14 protein-coding genes and 3 pseudogenes are annotated in these 17742 nt (G+C 42.0%); 12 read left to right on the top strand and 5 right to left on the bottom strand.

The features are described 5' to 3' along the window. Positions 1–37 precede the first annotated feature (37 nt). From MAS10914_RS31905 to MAS10914_RS29200, 7 genes are all read left to right on the top strand, one after another. Positions 38–2188, top strand: a complete 2151-nt coding sequence (locus MAS10914_RS31905; RefSeq protein WP_017314036.1) for a macro domain-containing protein — start codon at positions 38–40, stop codon at positions 2186–2188. Between the two features lie 309 nt (positions 2189–2497). Further along, positions 2498–3349: a CHAT domain-containing protein gene (locus MAS10914_RS0100930; protein ID WP_156818056.1), complete on the top strand. Its 852-nt coding sequence runs from the start codon at positions 2498–2500 to the stop codon at positions 3347–3349. Then, complete coding sequence (locus tag MAS10914_RS0100935) at positions 3346–4533, top strand: CHAT domain-containing protein (protein WP_017314038.1); 1188 nt, start codon at positions 3346–3348, stop codon at positions 4531–4533. Before MAS10914_RS0100930 ends, MAS10914_RS0100935 begins: the two co-directional genes overlap by 4 nt. Further along, a complete protein-coding gene (locus MAS10914_RS0100940) occupies positions 4533–5372 on the top strand; it encodes a hypothetical protein (RefSeq protein ID WP_017314039.1) in 840 nt (279 codons plus the stop codon). Before MAS10914_RS0100935 ends, MAS10914_RS0100940 begins: the two co-directional genes overlap by 1 nt. Next, positions 5365–7239 carry a ligand-binding sensor domain-containing protein gene (locus MAS10914_RS0100945; RefSeq protein ID WP_017314040.1) on the top strand — a complete coding sequence of 625 codons (1875 nt, stop codon included), beginning with the start codon at positions 5365–5367 and terminating at the stop codon, positions 7237–7239. Before MAS10914_RS0100940 ends, MAS10914_RS0100945 begins: the two co-directional genes overlap by 8 nt. A gap of 29 nt (positions 7240–7268) precedes the next feature. Beyond that, positions 7269–7496, top strand: coding sequence for an Hsp70 family protein (locus MAS10914_RS36075; protein WP_017314041.1), 228 nt, complete (start codon positions 7269–7271; stop codon positions 7494–7496). Positions 7497–8227: 731 nt separating this feature from the next. After that, the gene (locus tag MAS10914_RS29200) at positions 8228–8710 is read left to right on the top strand and encodes a reverse transcriptase N-terminal domain-containing protein (RefSeq protein WP_232224073.1); all 483 of its coding nucleotides are present in this window, start codon (positions 8228–8230) and stop codon (positions 8708–8710) included. A 17-nt stretch (positions 8711–8727) separates the two neighbouring features. Here the strand turns inward: MAS10914_RS29200 and MAS10914_RS0100960 are convergent, their stop codons facing one another. Beyond that, positions 8728–10773: a recombinase family protein gene (locus MAS10914_RS0100960; protein ID WP_017314043.1), complete on the bottom strand. Its 2046-nt coding sequence runs from the start codon at positions 10771–10773 to the stop codon at positions 8728–8730. Positions 10774–10964: 191 nt separating this feature from the next. Between MAS10914_RS0100960 and MAS10914_RS36080 the strand changes: the two genes are divergently transcribed. After that, positions 10965–11096, top strand: a complete 132-nt coding sequence (locus MAS10914_RS36080) for a hypothetical protein (protein WP_269635038.1) — start codon at positions 10965–10967, stop codon at positions 11094–11096. Between the two features lie 51 nt (positions 11097–11147). Further along, on the top strand, positions 11148–11627 hold the full coding sequence (locus tag MAS10914_RS0100965; protein ID WP_017314044.1) for a reverse transcriptase/maturase family protein: 480 nt from the start codon (positions 11148–11150) through the stop codon (positions 11625–11627). 139 nt (positions 11628–11766) lie between these two features. On the opposite strand, the gene MAS10914_RS29205 is transcribed toward MAS10914_RS0100965, so the two are convergent. Beyond that, positions 11767–12441 (bottom strand): HNH endonuclease, encoded by a 675-nt coding sequence (locus MAS10914_RS29205; protein ID WP_084786295.1) that lies wholly within the window; start codon positions 12439–12441, stop codon positions 11767–11769. Between MAS10914_RS29205 and MAS10914_RS29210 the strand changes: the two are divergent. After that, positions 12421–12711: pseudogene (locus MAS10914_RS29210) on the top strand (sensor histidine kinase); the annotation flags it as partial. The gene MAS10914_RS29205 and the pseudogene MAS10914_RS29210 sit on opposite strands and share 21 nt — an antisense overlap. A gap of 91 nt (positions 12712–12802) precedes the next feature. On the opposite strand, the gene MAS10914_RS0100975 reads toward MAS10914_RS29210, so the two are convergent. Further along, positions 12803–13291 (bottom strand): DUF2808 domain-containing protein, encoded by a 489-nt coding sequence (locus MAS10914_RS0100975; RefSeq protein ID WP_026082253.1) that lies wholly within the window; start codon positions 13289–13291, stop codon positions 12803–12805. Positions 13292–13520: 229 nt separating this feature from the next. Beyond that, positions 13521–14030, bottom strand: coding sequence for a DUF2808 domain-containing protein (locus tag MAS10914_RS0100980; RefSeq protein WP_017314048.1), 510 nt, complete (start codon positions 14028–14030; stop codon positions 13521–13523). A gap of 532 nt (positions 14031–14562) precedes the next feature. On the opposite strand from MAS10914_RS0100980, the pseudogene MAS10914_RS0100990 reads away from it, so the two are divergent. Together MAS10914_RS0100990 and MAS10914_RS31375 are read left to right on the top strand one after the other, a co-directional pair. Beyond that, a pseudogene (locus MAS10914_RS0100990) lies at positions 14563–15164 on the top strand (ISAzo13-like element transposase-related protein); the annotation flags it as partial. Between the two features lie 108 nt (positions 15165–15272). Further along, a pseudogene (locus tag MAS10914_RS31375) lies at positions 15273–15894 on the top strand (ISAzo13-like element transposase-related protein); the annotation flags it as partial. Positions 15895–16921: 1027 nt separating this feature from the next. Here the strand turns inward: MAS10914_RS31375 and MAS10914_RS0101005 are convergent. Further along, positions 16922–17737 carry a hypothetical protein gene (locus MAS10914_RS0101005; RefSeq protein WP_017314050.1) on the bottom strand — a complete coding sequence of 272 codons (816 nt, stop codon included), beginning with the start codon at positions 17735–17737 and terminating at the stop codon, positions 16922–16924. Positions 17738–17742 lie beyond the last annotated feature (5 nt).

The raw sequence follows: 17742 nt of genomic DNA on the forward strand, positions 1-17742 counted from the left end.
AGCACTTACACGCATTGAACTAATTAGAATAAATATTTTGGATTTAGAAGTTGATGTTATCGTTAATCCTACAAATACAAACTTAAACTTTAGCGGGTTGATTAGTCAAGAAATTATTCAAAGATTGGGTATTAGCTTTTTTGAAAATATTCAAGAAAATAACTCCAAAATCTCATTTGGTGAAGTTTTGGTAACTGATGCCAATATTTTACCTGCCCGTTATATTTTTCACTTACCAACTTATCAAGACAAAAACTCCTTTATTGAAACTATTTCTCAAGCCATTTCTGCTGCTTTAAATAAAGCGGAAAATTTAGCAGAAGTCAAGACAATAGCTTTCCCTTCAATAGGTACAGGCGCTCTAGGATTTAATTCAGCAACATTAGTTTTTAATATATTAAACACTGTAGTAGCTCACATAAAAAAGGGTTCTCGCCTCAAAAAAGTTTTTTTCGCTTTTGTTGACGAATTGGCATATCAATCTTATGCAGTTGCATATCAAGCATTATTTTTAGAAAACCTTCTCGATTACAATGTATCAATTATTACGTCACAATCAGTTACAACAGTTGCAGGAGAAATAGAACTTTCAATTAATCTGAGGCAAGTTCAAACTATAAAAGAAGGTTATTTGCTTCAAATTACGCAAGACGAAGCCGTCGGTAACGAACTTAACATATTTCTCACTGCTCCCGGCTTTCAATTTAGTGGTGACAACACCACAAGCTTACCCCTTGAAACTGACACCATTAACATAACTCAAACCGCAACTTTCAATCTTACCGCCCTGCGTCCAGGTAAAACCAAAATTAAAGCAGAACTTTACTGCGGTGAAACTTATAAAACAACGCTCGAAACTGAAGTAGAAGTTATTGCGTTTGAGGAAACAGAACTACGCCCGCTTATCGCCGCCCGATCGCGTCCCGTTCCCCAACCAGATATAATTCTCCAAGTGCGTACTAGTTGGAACGCAGATATCTCAGCCTGTACTTTCAATTACCACATCGATAGCTATCAACCACGCCTGCTATTCGCGGATAACGTTGACTATAATTCACAGTCTTTATCTACTACTTGGGTCGAGCGATACTCCGAAGGAGTCGCTTCGCGATCGCACTCATTATTAAAAACTACCCTTGAGGAAGCAGCAAGTAGCCTCAGAGAAGATTTCCGTTCTCGCCTTGTTTCCCTCGGTCAGTACTTATTTCAATCCTTACTCCCAGAAGAACTGCAAAATACCTTTCGCGCCATAGCAGGTTTCAACCGCCCTTTCACTTTACTGATATTAGCTGACCAGGATGCTTGGTTTCCTTGGGAACTGTTGCATGATGGGCAGAAATTTTTAGGCGATCGCTTTATTATTGGGCGATGGCTTTGGGAGTTAGAAAAAGCACGACCTTATGAGTTTCCTGTGGGTGCGGTCAATGTTGCCCATTATGCCAGTGTGGAACAACCTGAACTTTGGACTGAGCTTTTGCACTCATCAGGCGCACCACCCCCAATTCCCATGCAAGCTAGTATATTTAATGATATTACTTTGTTTGAATCAATACGTGGCTTGCATTTAATTCGCTATGGTCAATCTGTGGACACAGCAAACCGCCAGGATGCGCCAGTGCTGGTTAATAGCAGTAGCGATATTCAGGATATTGAGCGTGAAGTGCAACCAGCCAAGCTGAGTCTGCGTCGCAATCATCCCCTTGTATCTTTAAGTTATTTAAATGTAGGGCAACCGGAATTAACAGCATTAGAGCAAACCTGGGCTTCTACCTTTGTCAGAGCAGGTTGTAGCGCCTTTGTTGGTTCCCTTTGGGCAGTACAACCCAATGTGGAAGCGGCTTTTGTTAGTGCTTTTTATCACAGCATTGGGGCAGGGCAAACTTTGGGTGTGGCGTTCCAAACGGCTCGCAGATTGGCTAAAACTGTTGTACCGGAATCCTTAGACTGGTTGGCTTATGTATTATTTGGCGACCCAATGGCGCGTCCTTACCGACCAGTACAGGGACAGGGCTATGCGGTTGTGGAACCTATTGGTCAAGAAATTGACGACCCAGTATCCCCAGGAAGCACAGTAAGGTTAGAACAGACGCGGGGATTGTTAGCAACTACACTCGAAAATATATCCGGTAGTTTACCAACTGAGGGAAAATCTCGTTTAATTTCCCTTGGTCAATACTTATTTGGGTAAGTCTTACCCACGGAACTACAAACCGACTTTCGCAGTTTAATACCCCAAAATTCCACTTTTACACTTTTAATTCTCGCTGACCAAGAAGCTTGGATACCTTGGGAACTATTATATGATGGGCAGAAGTTCCTGGGCGATCGCTTCATTATTAGCCGATGGCTACAGGAATTAAACAACACTAAACCCTACGAATTTCCCCTAGGTACGGTTAACATCGCTCATTACGCCAACGTCGAACAACCCCAACTTTGGGCTACTCTCCTCGAAGCCCCCGGCGCACCTCTACCCCAGCCTTTACCAGCAGGTGTATTGCATGATTCCACTGAGGCTATGCGGGGTCTGCATTTAATTCGCTACAGTCAGTCCTCAGATGCAGACCTTCGTAACGCTCCCGTAACCTTAGATAATATCAACGACACAGAAGACATAGAACTCCAAATGCGTTCCGCCAAACTAAACCTGCGGCGCAATCGTCCATTTGTCACCTTGAGTTACGTGAAAACCGATGCACCAGAATTGACGGCATTAGAAAACACATGGGCATCCGCCTTTATCCGCGCTGGATGTAGCGGCTTTACAGGTTCCCTCTGGGCTGTAGAACCAGCAGTAGAAGCTGCTTTTATTAGCTGCTTCTACAACCGTCTGTGGGCTGGCGCTTCCTTGAGCGAAGCTTTTTATACTAGCCGTCAGTTAGCCCGTGCAGCTGCGCCTGATTCCCTCGACTGGCTAGCCTACGTTCTTTTTGGCGACCCAATGGCGCGTCCTTACCATCCCGTTCCTGGTGATGGCTATGCCATTGTCGAACCTATAGGACGGGAAATTGATGACCCATTGCCCCCTGGTGCGATCGCTCGTTTTCGTGTTACCCTGCGAAGAAATCCCCCTGTGTGGCATGAAGATAGAGTTATCGAGGTAGCAAAGAATCTCCTCTTTGAAAATTTACAGGTACATATCGTAACCTATGGTCTGCAAGTGATTCCAGATTTGCCCGTCACGATGACACTTACTGCTAAAGGTGATTATTTAGGCTGGTTTACCCTAGTTGTACCTAATGAAATTACTGATACCTCAGCTTTAGTTCAGGTGTACTTTGCAGATGGGATGCGACCAATTCATAACCTAAATTTCTCTCTCAACATAGAAAACGGGAGGGAAGAATGAGCGGTATTAGTAGCGCTATTCGCCATCAAACGATGGCATCTTTTTTACCAATTGTAATCCCTAAAGAAAATTATTATAATATTGGTTGGCAAAAGTTTAAAATAAGTGCTAGTGATGAAGAACTTCTAAAATTTACAAATAATGTTTTAGAGTCTTTTTGGAGACTAGAAAAAGCAATTAATCAAGCCAAAAGCATCAAATTAGATGCGGAAACTTGCCAGCAAGAAATGAAAGAACTGGCAAAGTGGGGTTTAGCAGCTTACCGCAGATTTTTTGAAGAAGAAGGCTCCCGTCAACTTATCGAAGGTCGTTGTAAAATGATGGGTAGTGAAATCCCAGCGCCCACCTTTATATCTGAGCGGGTACTTTTTCCTTGGGAAGTACTCTATGCAGGGGATAATTATCAAGAAGCTAATCCAGAAATGTTTTGGGGACTGCGCTACACTCCCGCTCGAATTCTTACTCCCGAAAAAGATATCTCTCGCTTTTTGGCAGACAGAACCACACCATTAGATATGATGTTTTGTCTGCATCATCGACTGCGAGAAGCTCATCAAAAAGAATGGCTGCTAATTCAAAAACTGATTCGCAGTTACCAAAATAGCCGATGCTCTCTTCTTTCGGCAGCAGGGAAATTAATAGGGGTTGAAAGTGGAGAAAACCTACTTGATTATTTCATAGAAGCTAACCATAATATTTTGCATTTTGCATGTCATTGTCTGTCAGAAGAACTAGATATTGATACGCTGCTATTTACTTTGTTAAAGGATGAAGGACAAGAAGGCGAACCCTTAGTGATTCAATTAGGAGCTATATCTTTCATTTTGGTAAGAGAAGATAAACGATTTCAGTGCCAACCATTAGTCTTTCTAAATGCCTGTCAGTCAGCAGGTGGTACTGATGCCTTACGCAAAACTTTTAACTTACCCCAAATGTTTATTAAGCGGGGTGCTGAGGCAGTAATTGCAACTGCTTGTCCCGTTCCTGACCGGTTTGCTGCGGCGTTTGCTCAACAATTTTATACATTTTTTATAGATAAACAAATGACAATTGGGGAAGCCTTACAAGCTACCCGCAGATATTTTATAGAGGAGTACAATAACCCTTTAGGTCTGGCTTATGGTCTTTATAGTCCGCCTTACTATCGACTAACTCAACCCTTGGCTACAGTAGGTGTCGCCTAATGACAAACTACCCATCTACCTCAGCAATTACCCAAGCAGAATTAGATAAGTTACTGACGCAACTGCAACAATTGCGCTCCTCAATTACTAATGCACGGGAAACAATTGCACCACTAGAAACAAATCTCGCAGCAGCTTATAACGAATTTCAGGTGGAAGTTGGTGCATTACGTCGCCAGTCAATGCGCTTGCAAGTAGAAATTGCCTCTCTTCGTAGCCAAATTCAACGTTTCACCCAGGATGAAGACGACACCCAACAGCAGGATGTAGGAAACGATAATTTTCTCTACCAGGAAGAACAAACAACAGAATCTACCCAAAAAGACCCAGAAGCGATTGATAAAGATATGCTACTGGAGCATATTTTTCGGTTATTAGATCCTGATGTCAACGCTGAGGATGCAGAGTTATTCGCTAATCTCCAGGGTTTATGCAGTGACGCTACCGCCAGTTTAGCTGATGTTTTAGAAGAATTACCTTGGGGAGTAGTTTGGATAACTCGTAACTCTCAAGAAAACTTGACACAGCAATACCAACGTCTGAAGATTTGGGAGAATGCGTTAAACCGACAGCTACAAAATTTAAAGCAAGCAACAGAACGTTTGTATAAAGATGCACGTTACGGACTTTGGCAGCAACAGCAAAAAAGTCAAGAACACTGGCATAATTTTCTCAATCAATGTATCGAACAGCAGCAAGACCAAAATTACGAATTACAAGCTGAGTTAGACAAATTAAAAGAGGAGTGGGGGCGCATCACCCTTCGGGTTCGCCACTTGCCTGCGACGGGAAACCCGTCTACAGCAGTGGACTCACCAGCAATAACAGATTATGAGTAGTAAAGACTACCAACTTGATTTACCTGTGCCAGTAGGGGTAGAAGATTTGCCCATCCCCGTTGCTGATACTGCACCGCAACAAGAACAACCCAGTGATAAAGCGTTTGTAGAATGGAGTAACTTGGCAAATCAGCGCCATGTGCGCTCTTTAGCTTTTGACCCAACACAGGGAAATTTATGGTTGGCGACTGGGGGAGGGATACTGCACTGGAAGCTGGAATTAAACCGATTTGTTAGATACGCCAGCGAACATGGTTTGCCAGGTAACTCAGTGTTAGCAGTTACCGTAGATGGTGCAGGTCAAGTTTGGGCTGCTCACGAACAATTTGGAATTTATTATCTAAAAAATGATACTTGGCGACCTTACCGCATTCTGGGCGAGGTAAGGGTAAGTTGTTTAACCTTGGACTCTACTGGTAAACTTTGGGCTGGAACTGCTAGCGGTATTTATGCTATCAACACTCCAGACCGCAAACCCTTAATTGAATTACCCCCTGCTGGGTTTCCTCCCAGAGCAATGACCATTGCTAACGAAAATGATATTTGGCTATGCAATGCTCAAGGCGTTTATAATTACAAAAATGCTAGTTGGATACGTACTAGCGACAGCGTACAGCCAGATGTTCTCACGCTAGTTCGTCAAGGTGAAAACCTGTGGTTAGGCACTTTTCGCGGACTTATACGCATCGACTTGACAACCAACAAAGCACATAAAATTGATACTACATATCCTGGCGAAGTTACCGCCCTAGCTCCCCATCCGCAAGGAGTTTGGGCAGCTTGCGGTGGACAGGTGGGTTTAGCAACAGAAACAAGTTGGACACCATTGGGAGAAAAGCGATTTAATACTCCTGTTACCAGTTTGTTAGTTGGTAGTGATAATCAAGTATGGATTGGTACTCATGATGGACTACTGCGCGGCGAGAACAAACAAATACTTTTGCATTTAACAGATAATCCCCCTGATGTCATTGGGTTAGCTTCCCGTGAAAAATCTCCACCCACTTTCAGCAGTTTAGTGCAAGCACTATCAGTGCAACAATTTGCAGACCGTTCTATTTTATGGATAGGAACGGCACAGGGTTTATTTCGATATGACTTATTTACCGAAAGTTGGCGACGCTATGGACAACTTGCTGGCCAAGATATCCGCGCTATCATCACCAGCCAAGACCAAGAAACTGTTTGGGTTGCGAGTTGGAGTAGTGGTTTACATAGCTTAAAACAGCAGAATGAACTGCAAACCGCGCCCAATATTTCTGAACCAATTTTAACCCTAACTGCTGGAAGCGATCGCTACTGGGCAGTTGGGTTAGATGGTCTTTATCAGTACAAAGATTCAGCTTGGTTACAAGTAATTTCTAACAAAAAACTGCCTGTGAGGGGATGGCTGCAAGCAATTTCCCAAGCTGTCACAGACCATGTTTGGCTAGGTACTTCGGCAGGATTGTTGTTATATAAAACTGATACAAAACGACTGACTCCAATTACTGGTAACTTAGGCAGCGCAGATGTGCGATCGCTACTAGCAATTAATAGAGATGAGTCGGAACAGGTTTGGGTGGGTACAAGTCAGGGATTATATGTAGGTAATATTGACAATTGGGAACCAATACCTGAGCTTGATAACCACATCATAACAGCCTTGATATCGGATAGAAACAATAGCAGTTTATGGGTTGGGACAGATAGGGGGCTATTTTGTTTGCTAAGTCAGGGCAATAGCAGGAAAATTAACGAATTTAACATCCACAATAGTGGCTTAGGGGCAAATCGAGTTACAGCACTGACCATCAGCATTGGTGAAGATAAAGAGACTAAATTATGGATAGGTACAGCTTGCGGTTTAAGTTGCTATACATATTAAAAAATTTAAAATTAAAAGGGGAGTAGACAGTGAGTGAGGTAGATGTTTTAGGGATTGATTTAGGGACAACTAATTCAGCCATTGCCATTTGGGAACCAGACACAGGACAAGCCAGAGTTTTATCCAACTCAGAAGGTGATGGGGTACAGCCGGGATACGTGCAAGTGCGATTCGTTCTGGAGAAACCCATTGGGAGGATTCCAGGCTTTAGTAGAGTAACTCCATCAGGGGTTGAGTATGCGCGGGGCGCACGCTGAGTCCTTCGGACACGCTACGCGAACGCGAACGCACTTTAATCCTCTGCTAATGACAACTTGATATCGATGTAGGTGAGGTGAAATTTTAAACCAAGTCCTATTGCCCTGGTGCGGGGTTGAAAGCACATAAACTACCAATCATCGTAGCCCCTACAGAAGAGACTGACTATCAAATCTGTAAAGCGGGGATGAAAGCGGTTTTTTGGTGGTAATTGCTGAAAGCACCAGCCGCAAGCAAGAGTTCATGGGGAGAGCAAACGAAATGCCGCCCTCGCCATCGTCATATCTCACGCCCGGGATATAAGCTTGTGTTACGGACACACCTTGGTTCGGAAATAACCGATAGGGTAAGGACTGTTAGGTTCTTGCAACCGAAACAACGCACCTCCTAGAACCCCGGTGGATAGGCATCCTCTAAAAACTCAAAACAATGGATATCAGGAACGAAATAACCCAAATTTTAGCTCCTATGATGGTCGATACATAGGTAAGTAGTCAAACTAAATGCTTGATTTGGGAGGGATGGGTTAAGAAGCAAATGCCCAAACCGAAGTAACGGTTAAAGCCTGAAAAGGGATGGAGTAATGTCCGGGATACGCAGACGTAACCCGCAATGTGGATAGAGCTAGAGGTGCAAGTAGCAATGAACACGCCGTTTAGCAGATTCAACCGAGAATACTGAGGGATGGAGAAGTATTAATTGGCGCAAAGTCGAGAAATACGTCTTTAAGTTGCAAAAACGCATTTACGCCGCTTCGCGTTGTGGTGATATTAAGCGAGTTCGTAAACTCCAGCAAACCTTAATGAGGTCTTGGTCGAATAAGGTACTAGCGGTAAGAAGGGTAACGCAAGACAATCAAGGTAAAAAGACCGCAGGAGTGGATGGGGTTAAATCCTTGTCCCCAGAAGCACGTCTGAACCTAGCAAAAGAGCTAAGAATAAACGGCAAATCCAAACCTACACGAAGAGTTTGGATACCTAAACCAGGGAAAGCCGAAAAACGCCCGCTTTCGATACCCACTATTTTCGACCGTGCCCTACAAGCTGTAGTAAAAGCTACCTTAGAACCGGAATGGGAAGCTCGATTTGAGCCATCCAGTTACGGGTTTCGACAAGGCAGGTCATGCCATGATGCCATCAAGCATATCAAAAACTGCATAGTATCAAAAGCAAAATTTGTACTAGATGCAGATATTTCGCAATGCTTTGATTAGACATCTTGATACTCCTATCAAAAACGCAAGTTGTAGACGAGTCCAGCTTTAAGTTTTTGGAATTGCTCTAGCGTATCGGGCACATCAGGGAAAAGATAAAGCCCTGTTGATTCGTCCTTGCTGATGGCGATCGTTCCCTTATGAATGCGATCGTAGATCCAGTGGGGTGAAAGTTCTAAAGACTTGGCAACTTGGGGAACCGTGAGATAACCTGAAATTTGACGGGGATGAGACTGGCTACGGTTCTGAAAAATGCGATGTTTAAGCCGGATAGTTTTGACCGTACTGGGTAAAAGAGTTGTGCGTAGCGGCGACCGATGACCTTGTGCCGTCAGTTGTTGAGCAATAACTTGGTCATCAATACCTTGAAGGCTTTGAGCAACAACCTGAGTTTCCAATTCGTCCGCATTAGTAAGTTCAGCCAACGAACCTACTGGAATTGGTAGGTCAACAGTAGTAGTGTCACCTCCTTTCCAAATAATCCGAGTGCGAACTGTGTCGCGGACAAGACGATGAATGACAACTTTATCGATGAGACAGCGTAGCAGAGATTTTTTTTGCACTTGGGTTAAGGTGCCAGTGTGCCAAAGTTCGGGGAGCCTTTGCCCAATGTTAATAAAAGCAGTTTTGAGTTCTTTTGGTAACTGAGTTACTGTTTGAGGCTGCTGACGTTGAGCATAGTTTTCTTGGGCAAGCTTTAGTTCACGTAAAGCATTTTCCCAACGCTGTTCTAGTTCGGCAGCTACCAATCGGTTATCCGGGTCAACTCGATTAAACTGTCTTTCGGCTAGTGCTACTTGATACTGTAAACGTTCGATTTGTTGAGAATGCGCTCGTTCCACTGTCTCTAAAGACTGCTGTTGGGTTTTGACAGCTTTGTGATAAGCATCTAGCTCTACAGCCGACAGAGCTTCTAAAAAGGCATTGACTACGTACTCATCAATTACATCAGCAGGAATATACTGACAAACAGGTACACGATACTGCTGCCGCAAGTAGTTACAAATATAGCGGGTTACGCCTTTGTACTGCACAACCATTTTGTGGCCACATTCGCCACAGTAAACTAGCCCATGCAATAATGCTGCACCAGGGCGAGGGATACCACGGGTTTTATTACGGTCATACTCAGCATAGTTGTCCATAAGCTGTGCCTGATTCCGCTCGTAGGTTTGCCAACTGATGTAAGCCGGATATATGTCATTGACTCGGATCTTCCATTCTGCCATTGGCAGATGCTTTTGTTGTGGCTGATTTGAAACCAAGCCCCTTTTAAGAGTACGTGTACGTCCATATACAAACGCACCAGCGTAGGCAGGGTTTTTCAAAATTGACAAGATAGCCGCCACACTCGGCTTGCGCCAGACAATATCGCCGAATCGATTCCTTCGTGGAAGCAACAGCCCTTCACTGTTGAACATCTGCAACACTTTGGAAGCTGACTTGCGCTGCCCAAAAATCTCAAACACCAAATTAATTCGGTCAATCACTTCACGATTTGGGTCTTTATGCACCACTCCCAGCTCATCACGAACTAGACCCACAGGTAAAGTCAGTGCCAGTTCACCACGCTGAGCCTTGCTGAGAATCCCCGCATTTAAGCGAGAGCGAATCGTATGCAACTCTACCTCTGAGATTTGTCCTTTGAGTCCAAGCAACAATCGACCGTTGGCGCTACCAGGGTCATAAACACCATCCCGGTCAGCAATCAAACAGCTTTTGTAACCACACAGATCCAGCAAGGGATACCAGTCTGAGCAATTGCGCGACAGGCGGGTAACATCATAAGAAAGGATAATCCCTACCAGTCCTAACGTCACTTGGGCTAATAGTTCCTTAAAGCCTGGTCGCTGTTGTGCAGTGGCAGCAGTTATTCCTAAATCACTATCAATTACTTCAATATTATCGTCTGACCAGCCCAGTTCAATCGCTCGTTGACGTAGGGCATATTGCAGACGGAGACTCTCCTGGTTGCTGAGTAATTGGTGCGGCGTAGATTGACGAATGTAAATTATCGCTTTGCGGGTCAGGTGGTGACGTGTTACTAATTCGGATGTGGTCATAAATTACCTCCTCGAAGACGGTTTGGAGTTCGTCAACGATCGCTTGTTGGAGCTCCGGAGTGAGTCGGCTCCAGATTGCACGCGGTTGGATTGACATAAAACCTCACATTGCTTAGCCAGCGTGACCAACTCAGTCACACTTTCTAATGTGAGCTTAGTACTTAAATATCGTTGAGGAGGGACTAATTGCGTTGCTGATACAGGAATGCGTAATCGCATATAACCCCGATAAGCCACAACTACATGACCAGCACCGTTTGGTGGATTTGATAAAGACACCACAGCAAACCGCCGCCCAAACAACGGGTGCATCACGTCAGTGACTTCTATTTGGGTTAAGTCTTCTAATGGGTTCTTGAGATGGGCATTAACTAATGGGTTTGTTTGACCGCATCAACCATGAAGTACTGCTCCAGAAGTTGAACAGGAAAGATAAGGTCAGGCAACAAATAAAAGCTTGGCTAAAATCCGGAGTAATAGACTATGGAGTATTCACCGCTACATCTGAGGGTACGCCACAAGGAGGAGTTATCTCCCCATTGTTAGCCAATATTGCTCTGCACGGTTTAGAAAACCACATTAAAGAATTTGCAAAAACCTTAAAACTTAGATACCCAAACGGGGTAGCTATGAAGGAAGAGGATAGGATTAAATCCTTATCCTTAATAAGATACGCAGATGATTTTGTGGTACTTCACGAAAACAAAACTGTTGTCCAAAGATGCCGAGAAATTATTGCGGAATGGTTAACTGGTATAGGACTTGAACTAAAACCTGAAAAAACTCGGTTAACTCACACACTCAATCCAGAGTTTAGTGAGGATGGTAAAGCTGGATTCGACTGTTTGGTTTAAATAGAGCATTAAAAGCTGAAACCTAGAATTGGTAAGCGTTTTCAGCCTCTATTTCCGTTTGATAGGGTCGAGGGGAACATTACTGTTCCACCCCTCCCATCCGAAACCGTGCTTGTAATTTTTCACTACACACGGCTACTCAATGTGTTTCCCTTTTGTCATTACGGGACTTCAGGCTGCCATCAGTGGCAGTTTTAACATCATGGCAATGGCGATGTAGTAATTGGAGATTTTTCCATTCCTTTTTACCTCCGCAAGAAATGGGATTAATGTGGTCTATTTCCAATAAATCACCTTCATTAAAATGTAAGCCACATCCCATGCATTTACCTTTTTGTTGTTTAAGAAGATTTCTTTTAGTAGTAGGTAAATCAGGATGATTGCTTAACCTTAAACTCCAGTAAATAGTCTCACCATCATATGGACTTTTATCACCCCGGACTTTAACATAATCGTTTACACTTGAGTGAAATTCGATATGTGTTAGTAACTTTAAACCGTTACTGTCTGGTCGCGTGGTGAATACCCAATGATTGTCAGCGATGGTTTTCCAATATTTCTGATGACCTTTATTAGTGCTTCCGGTTTGTCTTTTAGCCCATCTTCTTAATCGAAGATAGGTTATTCTATCTAACCGGGCGAAATCCCCATTAGTTCCGGCGTCTGAAACTCTGTAATATGTAACCCATCCCCTAATAACAGGGTTAAGGTCTTTGATTAGTTCCGCCTGGGAACCAGACCTATGTTTTGTGATGATGCTTTTCATATCTTTTTTATGAGACTCAATTGCTTTCTCAAGCGCAACAACAGTCATGCTGTGATTGAGGTTCAAGATACGGGGATTGGCATTGCACCAGGTGAGCAGAAGCGGATTTTTAATCGCTTTTATCGTGTGAATAGCGATCGCTCGCGTAGCACGGGCGGAGCGGGATTGGGACTGGCGATCGCGACTGCAATTGTTCAGGCTCACGACGGTAGCATCCATGTGCAAAGCGAACTTGGTAAAGGTAGCACCTTCATCGTTCAATTACCCTTAATAGTGACCCCGTTATCAAACATCCGAAGAAGCCGAAGAAGTTACTGAAAAAAGACTGCACCCGTGTTAATCAACTTTTTCATAAAAAACTTTGGCAAGATTAGTACCTACACTGATTTATTACTAGATAACGATAGGGTTAATGATGCATACGAAAACTAGCTACACCTATAGGTATTTCTGCATCACTGCCAGCAAATTTAGCCCTGAAGCGGTAGACATAACTATTACCAAGATGTCGTCGTTTTACATCATTGAGGTCAATCTCTAGGTCAGTGTTAGGAGCAACTGGTTCGGTAAAAGATAGTAGTATAGTTTTCCCATTGACAGAAACATTAGTGTTAATTTTCTGACCATTCTCATCTACTACATCGATATCATCAATATCATTAGTTAAAGTTACAGTGGTTGGAACTTCAATACTTAGCTGGGAAACCCCCTTACTGTTTTTGGGAATGTGTACCCGGAAAGTATGTCTAGCAAGCCCCCGCCGGGTTGGAGCAAATTGCTCGTTTCCATCAATATGGGTAACATTACTATCATCATTCCTGGCACTTACATGGGTAGCAGGAATTGAGAGTGCAGTAGCTAGAGCCAATACAGCAGTGTACATCAGTAATTTCTTCATATTTAATTCCCTATAAATCAACTAAGTCAGCTAAATTTTAGGTTCATTCATCTGCATCACAATTTGGTAAAGCCACAGTTAACTACCCCCGACATTTACCCGTTGTTTGGGGAAAGTTAGACAGCTTACTCGCCGTAGGCGGGTTAACCTGTTGGGATGTTTTTGCCTTCATAGGTAGACTTCCTCTATTTACTAGAATGACAGGTCAGTATGAAATTAAGATGAAATTTTAGTGCTTGTTGTCAGAATTTATAGATGAAAATGTAGAAAACTGAGCTAAACCCACAGGAATCTCTACGTCACTGCCAACGGCTTTAGCCGAAAGGCTGTAAACAGAGGCTGGACCATTAACTGGTTGTTTTACTTTATTGAATTCAATGAGGAGCTTGGTGTTAGCAATAACTGTTTCCGGAAAATTTACAATGATTCTTCTGCCATTTACAGAAACATTAGTGTTAATTTTTTGACCATTTTCATCCGAAACAACAATATCGTTACTTACAGCTACAGTAGATGGAACATCAATAATTATCTGAGAAAGAGCTTTGTTATTCTGGGGAATGTGTACTCGAAAAGTATGTTTAACTATACGCCAGCGACTAGGACTGGAAGGAAATTCCACATTATTATCAACATCAGGAACCCTACTATCGTCTGTCTTGGTACTTGCATAGTTAGGAGACATTAAAGCTGTGGTAACCAGAGCAAATGCAGCAGTGTAAATCGGTGTTCTCTTCATCTTAAGTGTCAGATTAATAATATTATGTCAACTAGATTGCGATTCATTCTTAATGCATAAACCTTCACTCAACTAGCTTGACAGACCGCTATGAAATTCAGATGAAATTTTGCCTGGTTAATAAAAATTATTCATATTGCGATAGGTAGCGAGGGCTGAAGGCAAACTGCGGTTAAGGTAAGTATTAGAGTTGTACTTAGCACAGAAGAAGGAAACTTGGTTTTCGATAATGACACTGAATGTTTCACACCAAAGGTCTGCAACTACGGCTGTTGATGTTCGCTCTCCAACCACAACCAAAATTTGCCATCACTCTCATAGACTTCATCCGTAACTACCGATGCTGGACGGATACCCCCATCAAATGCAGATTGCAACATTTGTTTAGGGACTTCCAGAAAATAAAATATATAACTTATAATAATGATAATCATTATAAGAGGAAGGGAGAAGCTGCTAACGGCAGCCTCTCCCTTCCCCTTTTTGTAGTAAATTCAATGATGATTCGATTTTTGGGTGTCTAGAGGTGTCAATACAATTAACGGATTCACTAAAAAAGTTGTTGAAGGAAACCGCACAGCAATTAAAAGGAGCAGCCAAACGTAAATTTATCGCACAAACAGTTGTAGCATTAGGATACGGCGAACAGTCTAAAGCAGAGCGAGAGTTGGGATGGAATCGTGTAACTATTGGGAAAGGAATTAAAGAATTAAATAGTGGTATTACTTGTATTGATAATTATCGGGGTAGAGGACGTAAAAAAGTAGAAGAACACCTCCCCAATCTTTTAGATGATATCAAAACATTGGTTGATTCTCAAAGCCAAATAGACCCAAGCTTTAAAAGTCAAAGGCTTTACACACGCCTTGGAGCTACTGAGGTCAGACATCAATTAATTGAGAAATTTGGTTATAATGATGAACAACTACCAACTTCAGAAACAATTCGTGTTAAGTTAAATGATTTAGGGTATCGCCTCAAACGGGTTGCCAAAATTCAGCCTCAAAAAAAATTCCCGAAACAGATGCAATTTTTGAGCAATTAGCTATAGTTCATCAATCGGCTTCAGATGACCCAAGTATTTTACGCTTAAGTCTAGATGCGAAAGCCCGTGTAAATATTGGCTCGTTTGACGCATTGTCCCCTAAAAATCAGCCAGCCTTTGTTTGATTGATCTATGAGACAAGACGAGTACTCGTAGTAGTAAGGCTGGCTGATTTTTTACGTGTAAGACCCCGTAACCGTGGTGGTAGAAATCGAGTTCCGACGGAAACTGATGACCATGACTTCCATCCAAAAACAAGCCTGACTCCTTATGGTATATTCCTTCCAGAGCTTGACGAGCTATTTTTGTATTTTACAGAATCCAAAGTAACGAGCGATTTTATTGTTGATATTTTAGCGGATTTTTGGAAATCAGAAAGCTGGCGATTTCCTCAAATAAAAACCTTAGTTATCAATCAGGATAATGGAGGAGAGAATAATTCGCGGCGCACACAATTTATGAAACGCATAGTTGAATTTTCTCACGAATATCAACTCAATTTACGTTTAGCATACTATCCTCCATATCTCGCGCAAGTATAATCCCATTGAACGAACTTGGGCAGTTTTAGAGAATCATTGGAATGGTAGCATTTTAGATGAGATAGAAACTGCATTATATTTTGCTAAAACTATGACTTGGAATGGTAAGCATCCAGTTGTTAAGTTGGTCACGCAAACTTACTCTACCGGAGTGCGTTTCACTAAAAAAGCTATGCAAGAAATTGAGAACAAAATCGAACGCTTGACTAATTTTACCCAAGAGAATTTACCAAATTTAGGCAAGTGGTTTATTGATATCTGTTACGGAGTAACGTAATTTACAAAAAGTTGAAACTGGCAAAAGAATTGATAGCAATTCTGCTGACTGCACTCATTCGTTGTTCTTGAGTGTGTCACTCATATTCTTGTGGTAAAAAAGTTAATTTTATACTCTTTTACCACAGAACGCTTCTATTTTGGAGATGTCTAATGTCATCCGGGTAACAAAGTTCTCGTCTGGTTTGGCATGGGTTGTCGGTCTATGCGAGCTAAAAAAAATCAGGCTTATAGTCATACTATGGTGGCACAACTAGAAAGCCTGATGAGGGTGTGGTAGTTGAGGAGTAAGCTTATTAAACCTTTTCCAGCTATTATAGAAGATTAAGATGAAATCAAAATGAAACTTCAACTTAGCCATTGCACATTGACCTAGAAATCAGTAGTGACGATTTTGCCATTACGATTGAACTGACCCCAAAGTTTATATTTTCCGACTTGAGGGAAATTGGTGAGAAAATGAACTTCTCCTGCTGAAGTATCTTTTCATGCATGAGCATGAGTGTAGTCTGTTGCTGTCAATGCCTATGACTGTTTGAGGATGACCGCCCGTGAGTAGCAATGGAACAGGAATGTACGTTAAGCCCAAAATGCATACTGTACATGAGTTCGAGCCAGAGACCTTAAACGTGCCTATTCCTGTGGTAAGAATCTTTATCACAGGAAAAATGCACTCATTGTCTGAATAAACGGTGACAATGAGGCGTTGAAGAAGGTAGAAATTTTATTGTTATCGCAGGAATTAGTCATTAGCGTACATTTTAGTTCCAATGCTACTCGCACGCGATGACTAAATGTCCTCTTGCTCCTAAACATGGCTGCAAATCTTTAAGCGGTTGATTGTTAGCAGCATTTTGTAAATTGAAAATTAGGTGTGCTTCTTCTTTAATTTCATCCACTTATACAGCAGAATTCAGGAGTCAGAAGTCAGAAGTCAGAAGTAAAAAGGGTTTTATGTCTGGCTTTTAGACAACAGCGTTGTACTTCATTTACTTGCAATGTGCTGTATGTAAATATGAAGTGGTAATTTATATATTAATAATTATATTTAATACATCATCTTTAGAGATGTTAAATTTGCGAGCAATGTTGTTTATATTGGCTTCCCCGTTCATGTGTTCCAGTAGTATCATGCGAATAGTTGATTCAGATATCTTTACCTTTTTGTCTTGACCTGTGCTGGTGTAAAAACTTTTGATAAATTTGTTGATTTCTGCTCGTTCGAGTTCTTGCCAATATTTTTTGCGGTTGCTCCAAAAACAATTGCCAGGTGCATAATTCCCAGTGGGATCGATACGGGCGATAATTGTATTATTGGGAGCAGTCCCCATATCTAAAAAGAATTGGTTAAAATTATCTTTCCAATCTGGATGTACTTCGATTCCACAACCGCCATGTTTTTTATAAAAAGGGTGTTTTTTATTATAACAAACTTGTTTTATATAGTTCCATGAGTGGTATTCTCTTGGGTTTTCGCTTGTTATTTTAATTGGCTTCTTTCTTGCACAGCCACAGCTTAGGGTATTACCAGCAATTAAGCTATGCTTGTAGACAGATTTCTCAGTTCCGCAGCTACAAAGTACTAGAACTTTTACAAATCTACCTGCTTGTTGTATTTCTTGGTTATCAATTACTGTTAACTTGCCGAAGGATTGTCCTATTTCTAGTAGGTTTCCTTTTTTAATGCAGCCACAGCTTTTTGTTCTGCCGTTGAGAAGATTAAATTTAAATACATCTCTTCTTGTTCCACATGCTGTACACTGGCATAGTATTTCTGTCCCTTGATTTTCGATGACTTGCCAATAACCAAACTTTTCTCCAATGTCAATAGTTCGATTACGCATATTTA

Source organism: Mastigocladopsis repens PCC 10914, assembly GCF_000315565.1.
Taxonomy (GTDB): domain Bacteria; phylum Cyanobacteriota; class Cyanobacteriia; order Cyanobacteriales; family Nostocaceae; genus Mastigocladopsis; species Mastigocladopsis repens.

Bases quoted from the DNA above. Each gene is read 5' to 3' on its own strand.
- MAS10914_RS0100975 (WP_026082253.1), bottom strand. From the start codon at position 13,291: ATGAAGAAATTACTGATGTACACTGCTGTATTGGCTCTAGCTACTGCA.
- MAS10914_RS29205 (WP_084786295.1), bottom strand. From the start codon at position 12,441: ATGACTGTTGTTGCGCTTGAGAAAGCAATTGAGTCTCATAAAAAAGAT.
- MAS10914_RS0100980 (WP_017314048.1), bottom strand. From the start codon at position 14,030: ATGAAGAGAACACCGATTTACACTGCTGCATTTGCTCTGGTTACCACA.
- MAS10914_RS0101005 (WP_017314050.1), bottom strand. From the start codon at position 17,737: ATGCGTAATCGAACTATTGACATTGGAGAAAAGTTTGGTTATTGGCAA.
- MAS10914_RS0100935 (WP_017314038.1), top strand. From the start codon at position 3,346: ATGAGCGGTATTAGTAGCGCTATTCGCCATCAAACGATGGCATCTTTT.
- MAS10914_RS0100965 (WP_017314044.1), top strand. From the start codon at position 11,148: ATGGGTTTGTTTGACCGCATCAACCATGAAGTACTGCTCCAGAAGTTG.
- MAS10914_RS0100945 (WP_017314040.1), top strand. From the start codon at position 5,365: ATGAGTAGTAAAGACTACCAACTTGATTTACCTGTGCCAGTAGGGGTA.
- MAS10914_RS0100960 (WP_017314043.1), bottom strand. From the start codon at position 10,773: ATGACCACATCCGAATTAGTAACACGTCACCACCTGACCCGCAAAGCG.
- MAS10914_RS0100940 (WP_017314039.1), top strand. From the start codon at position 4,533: ATGACAAACTACCCATCTACCTCAGCAATTACCCAAGCAGAATTAGAT.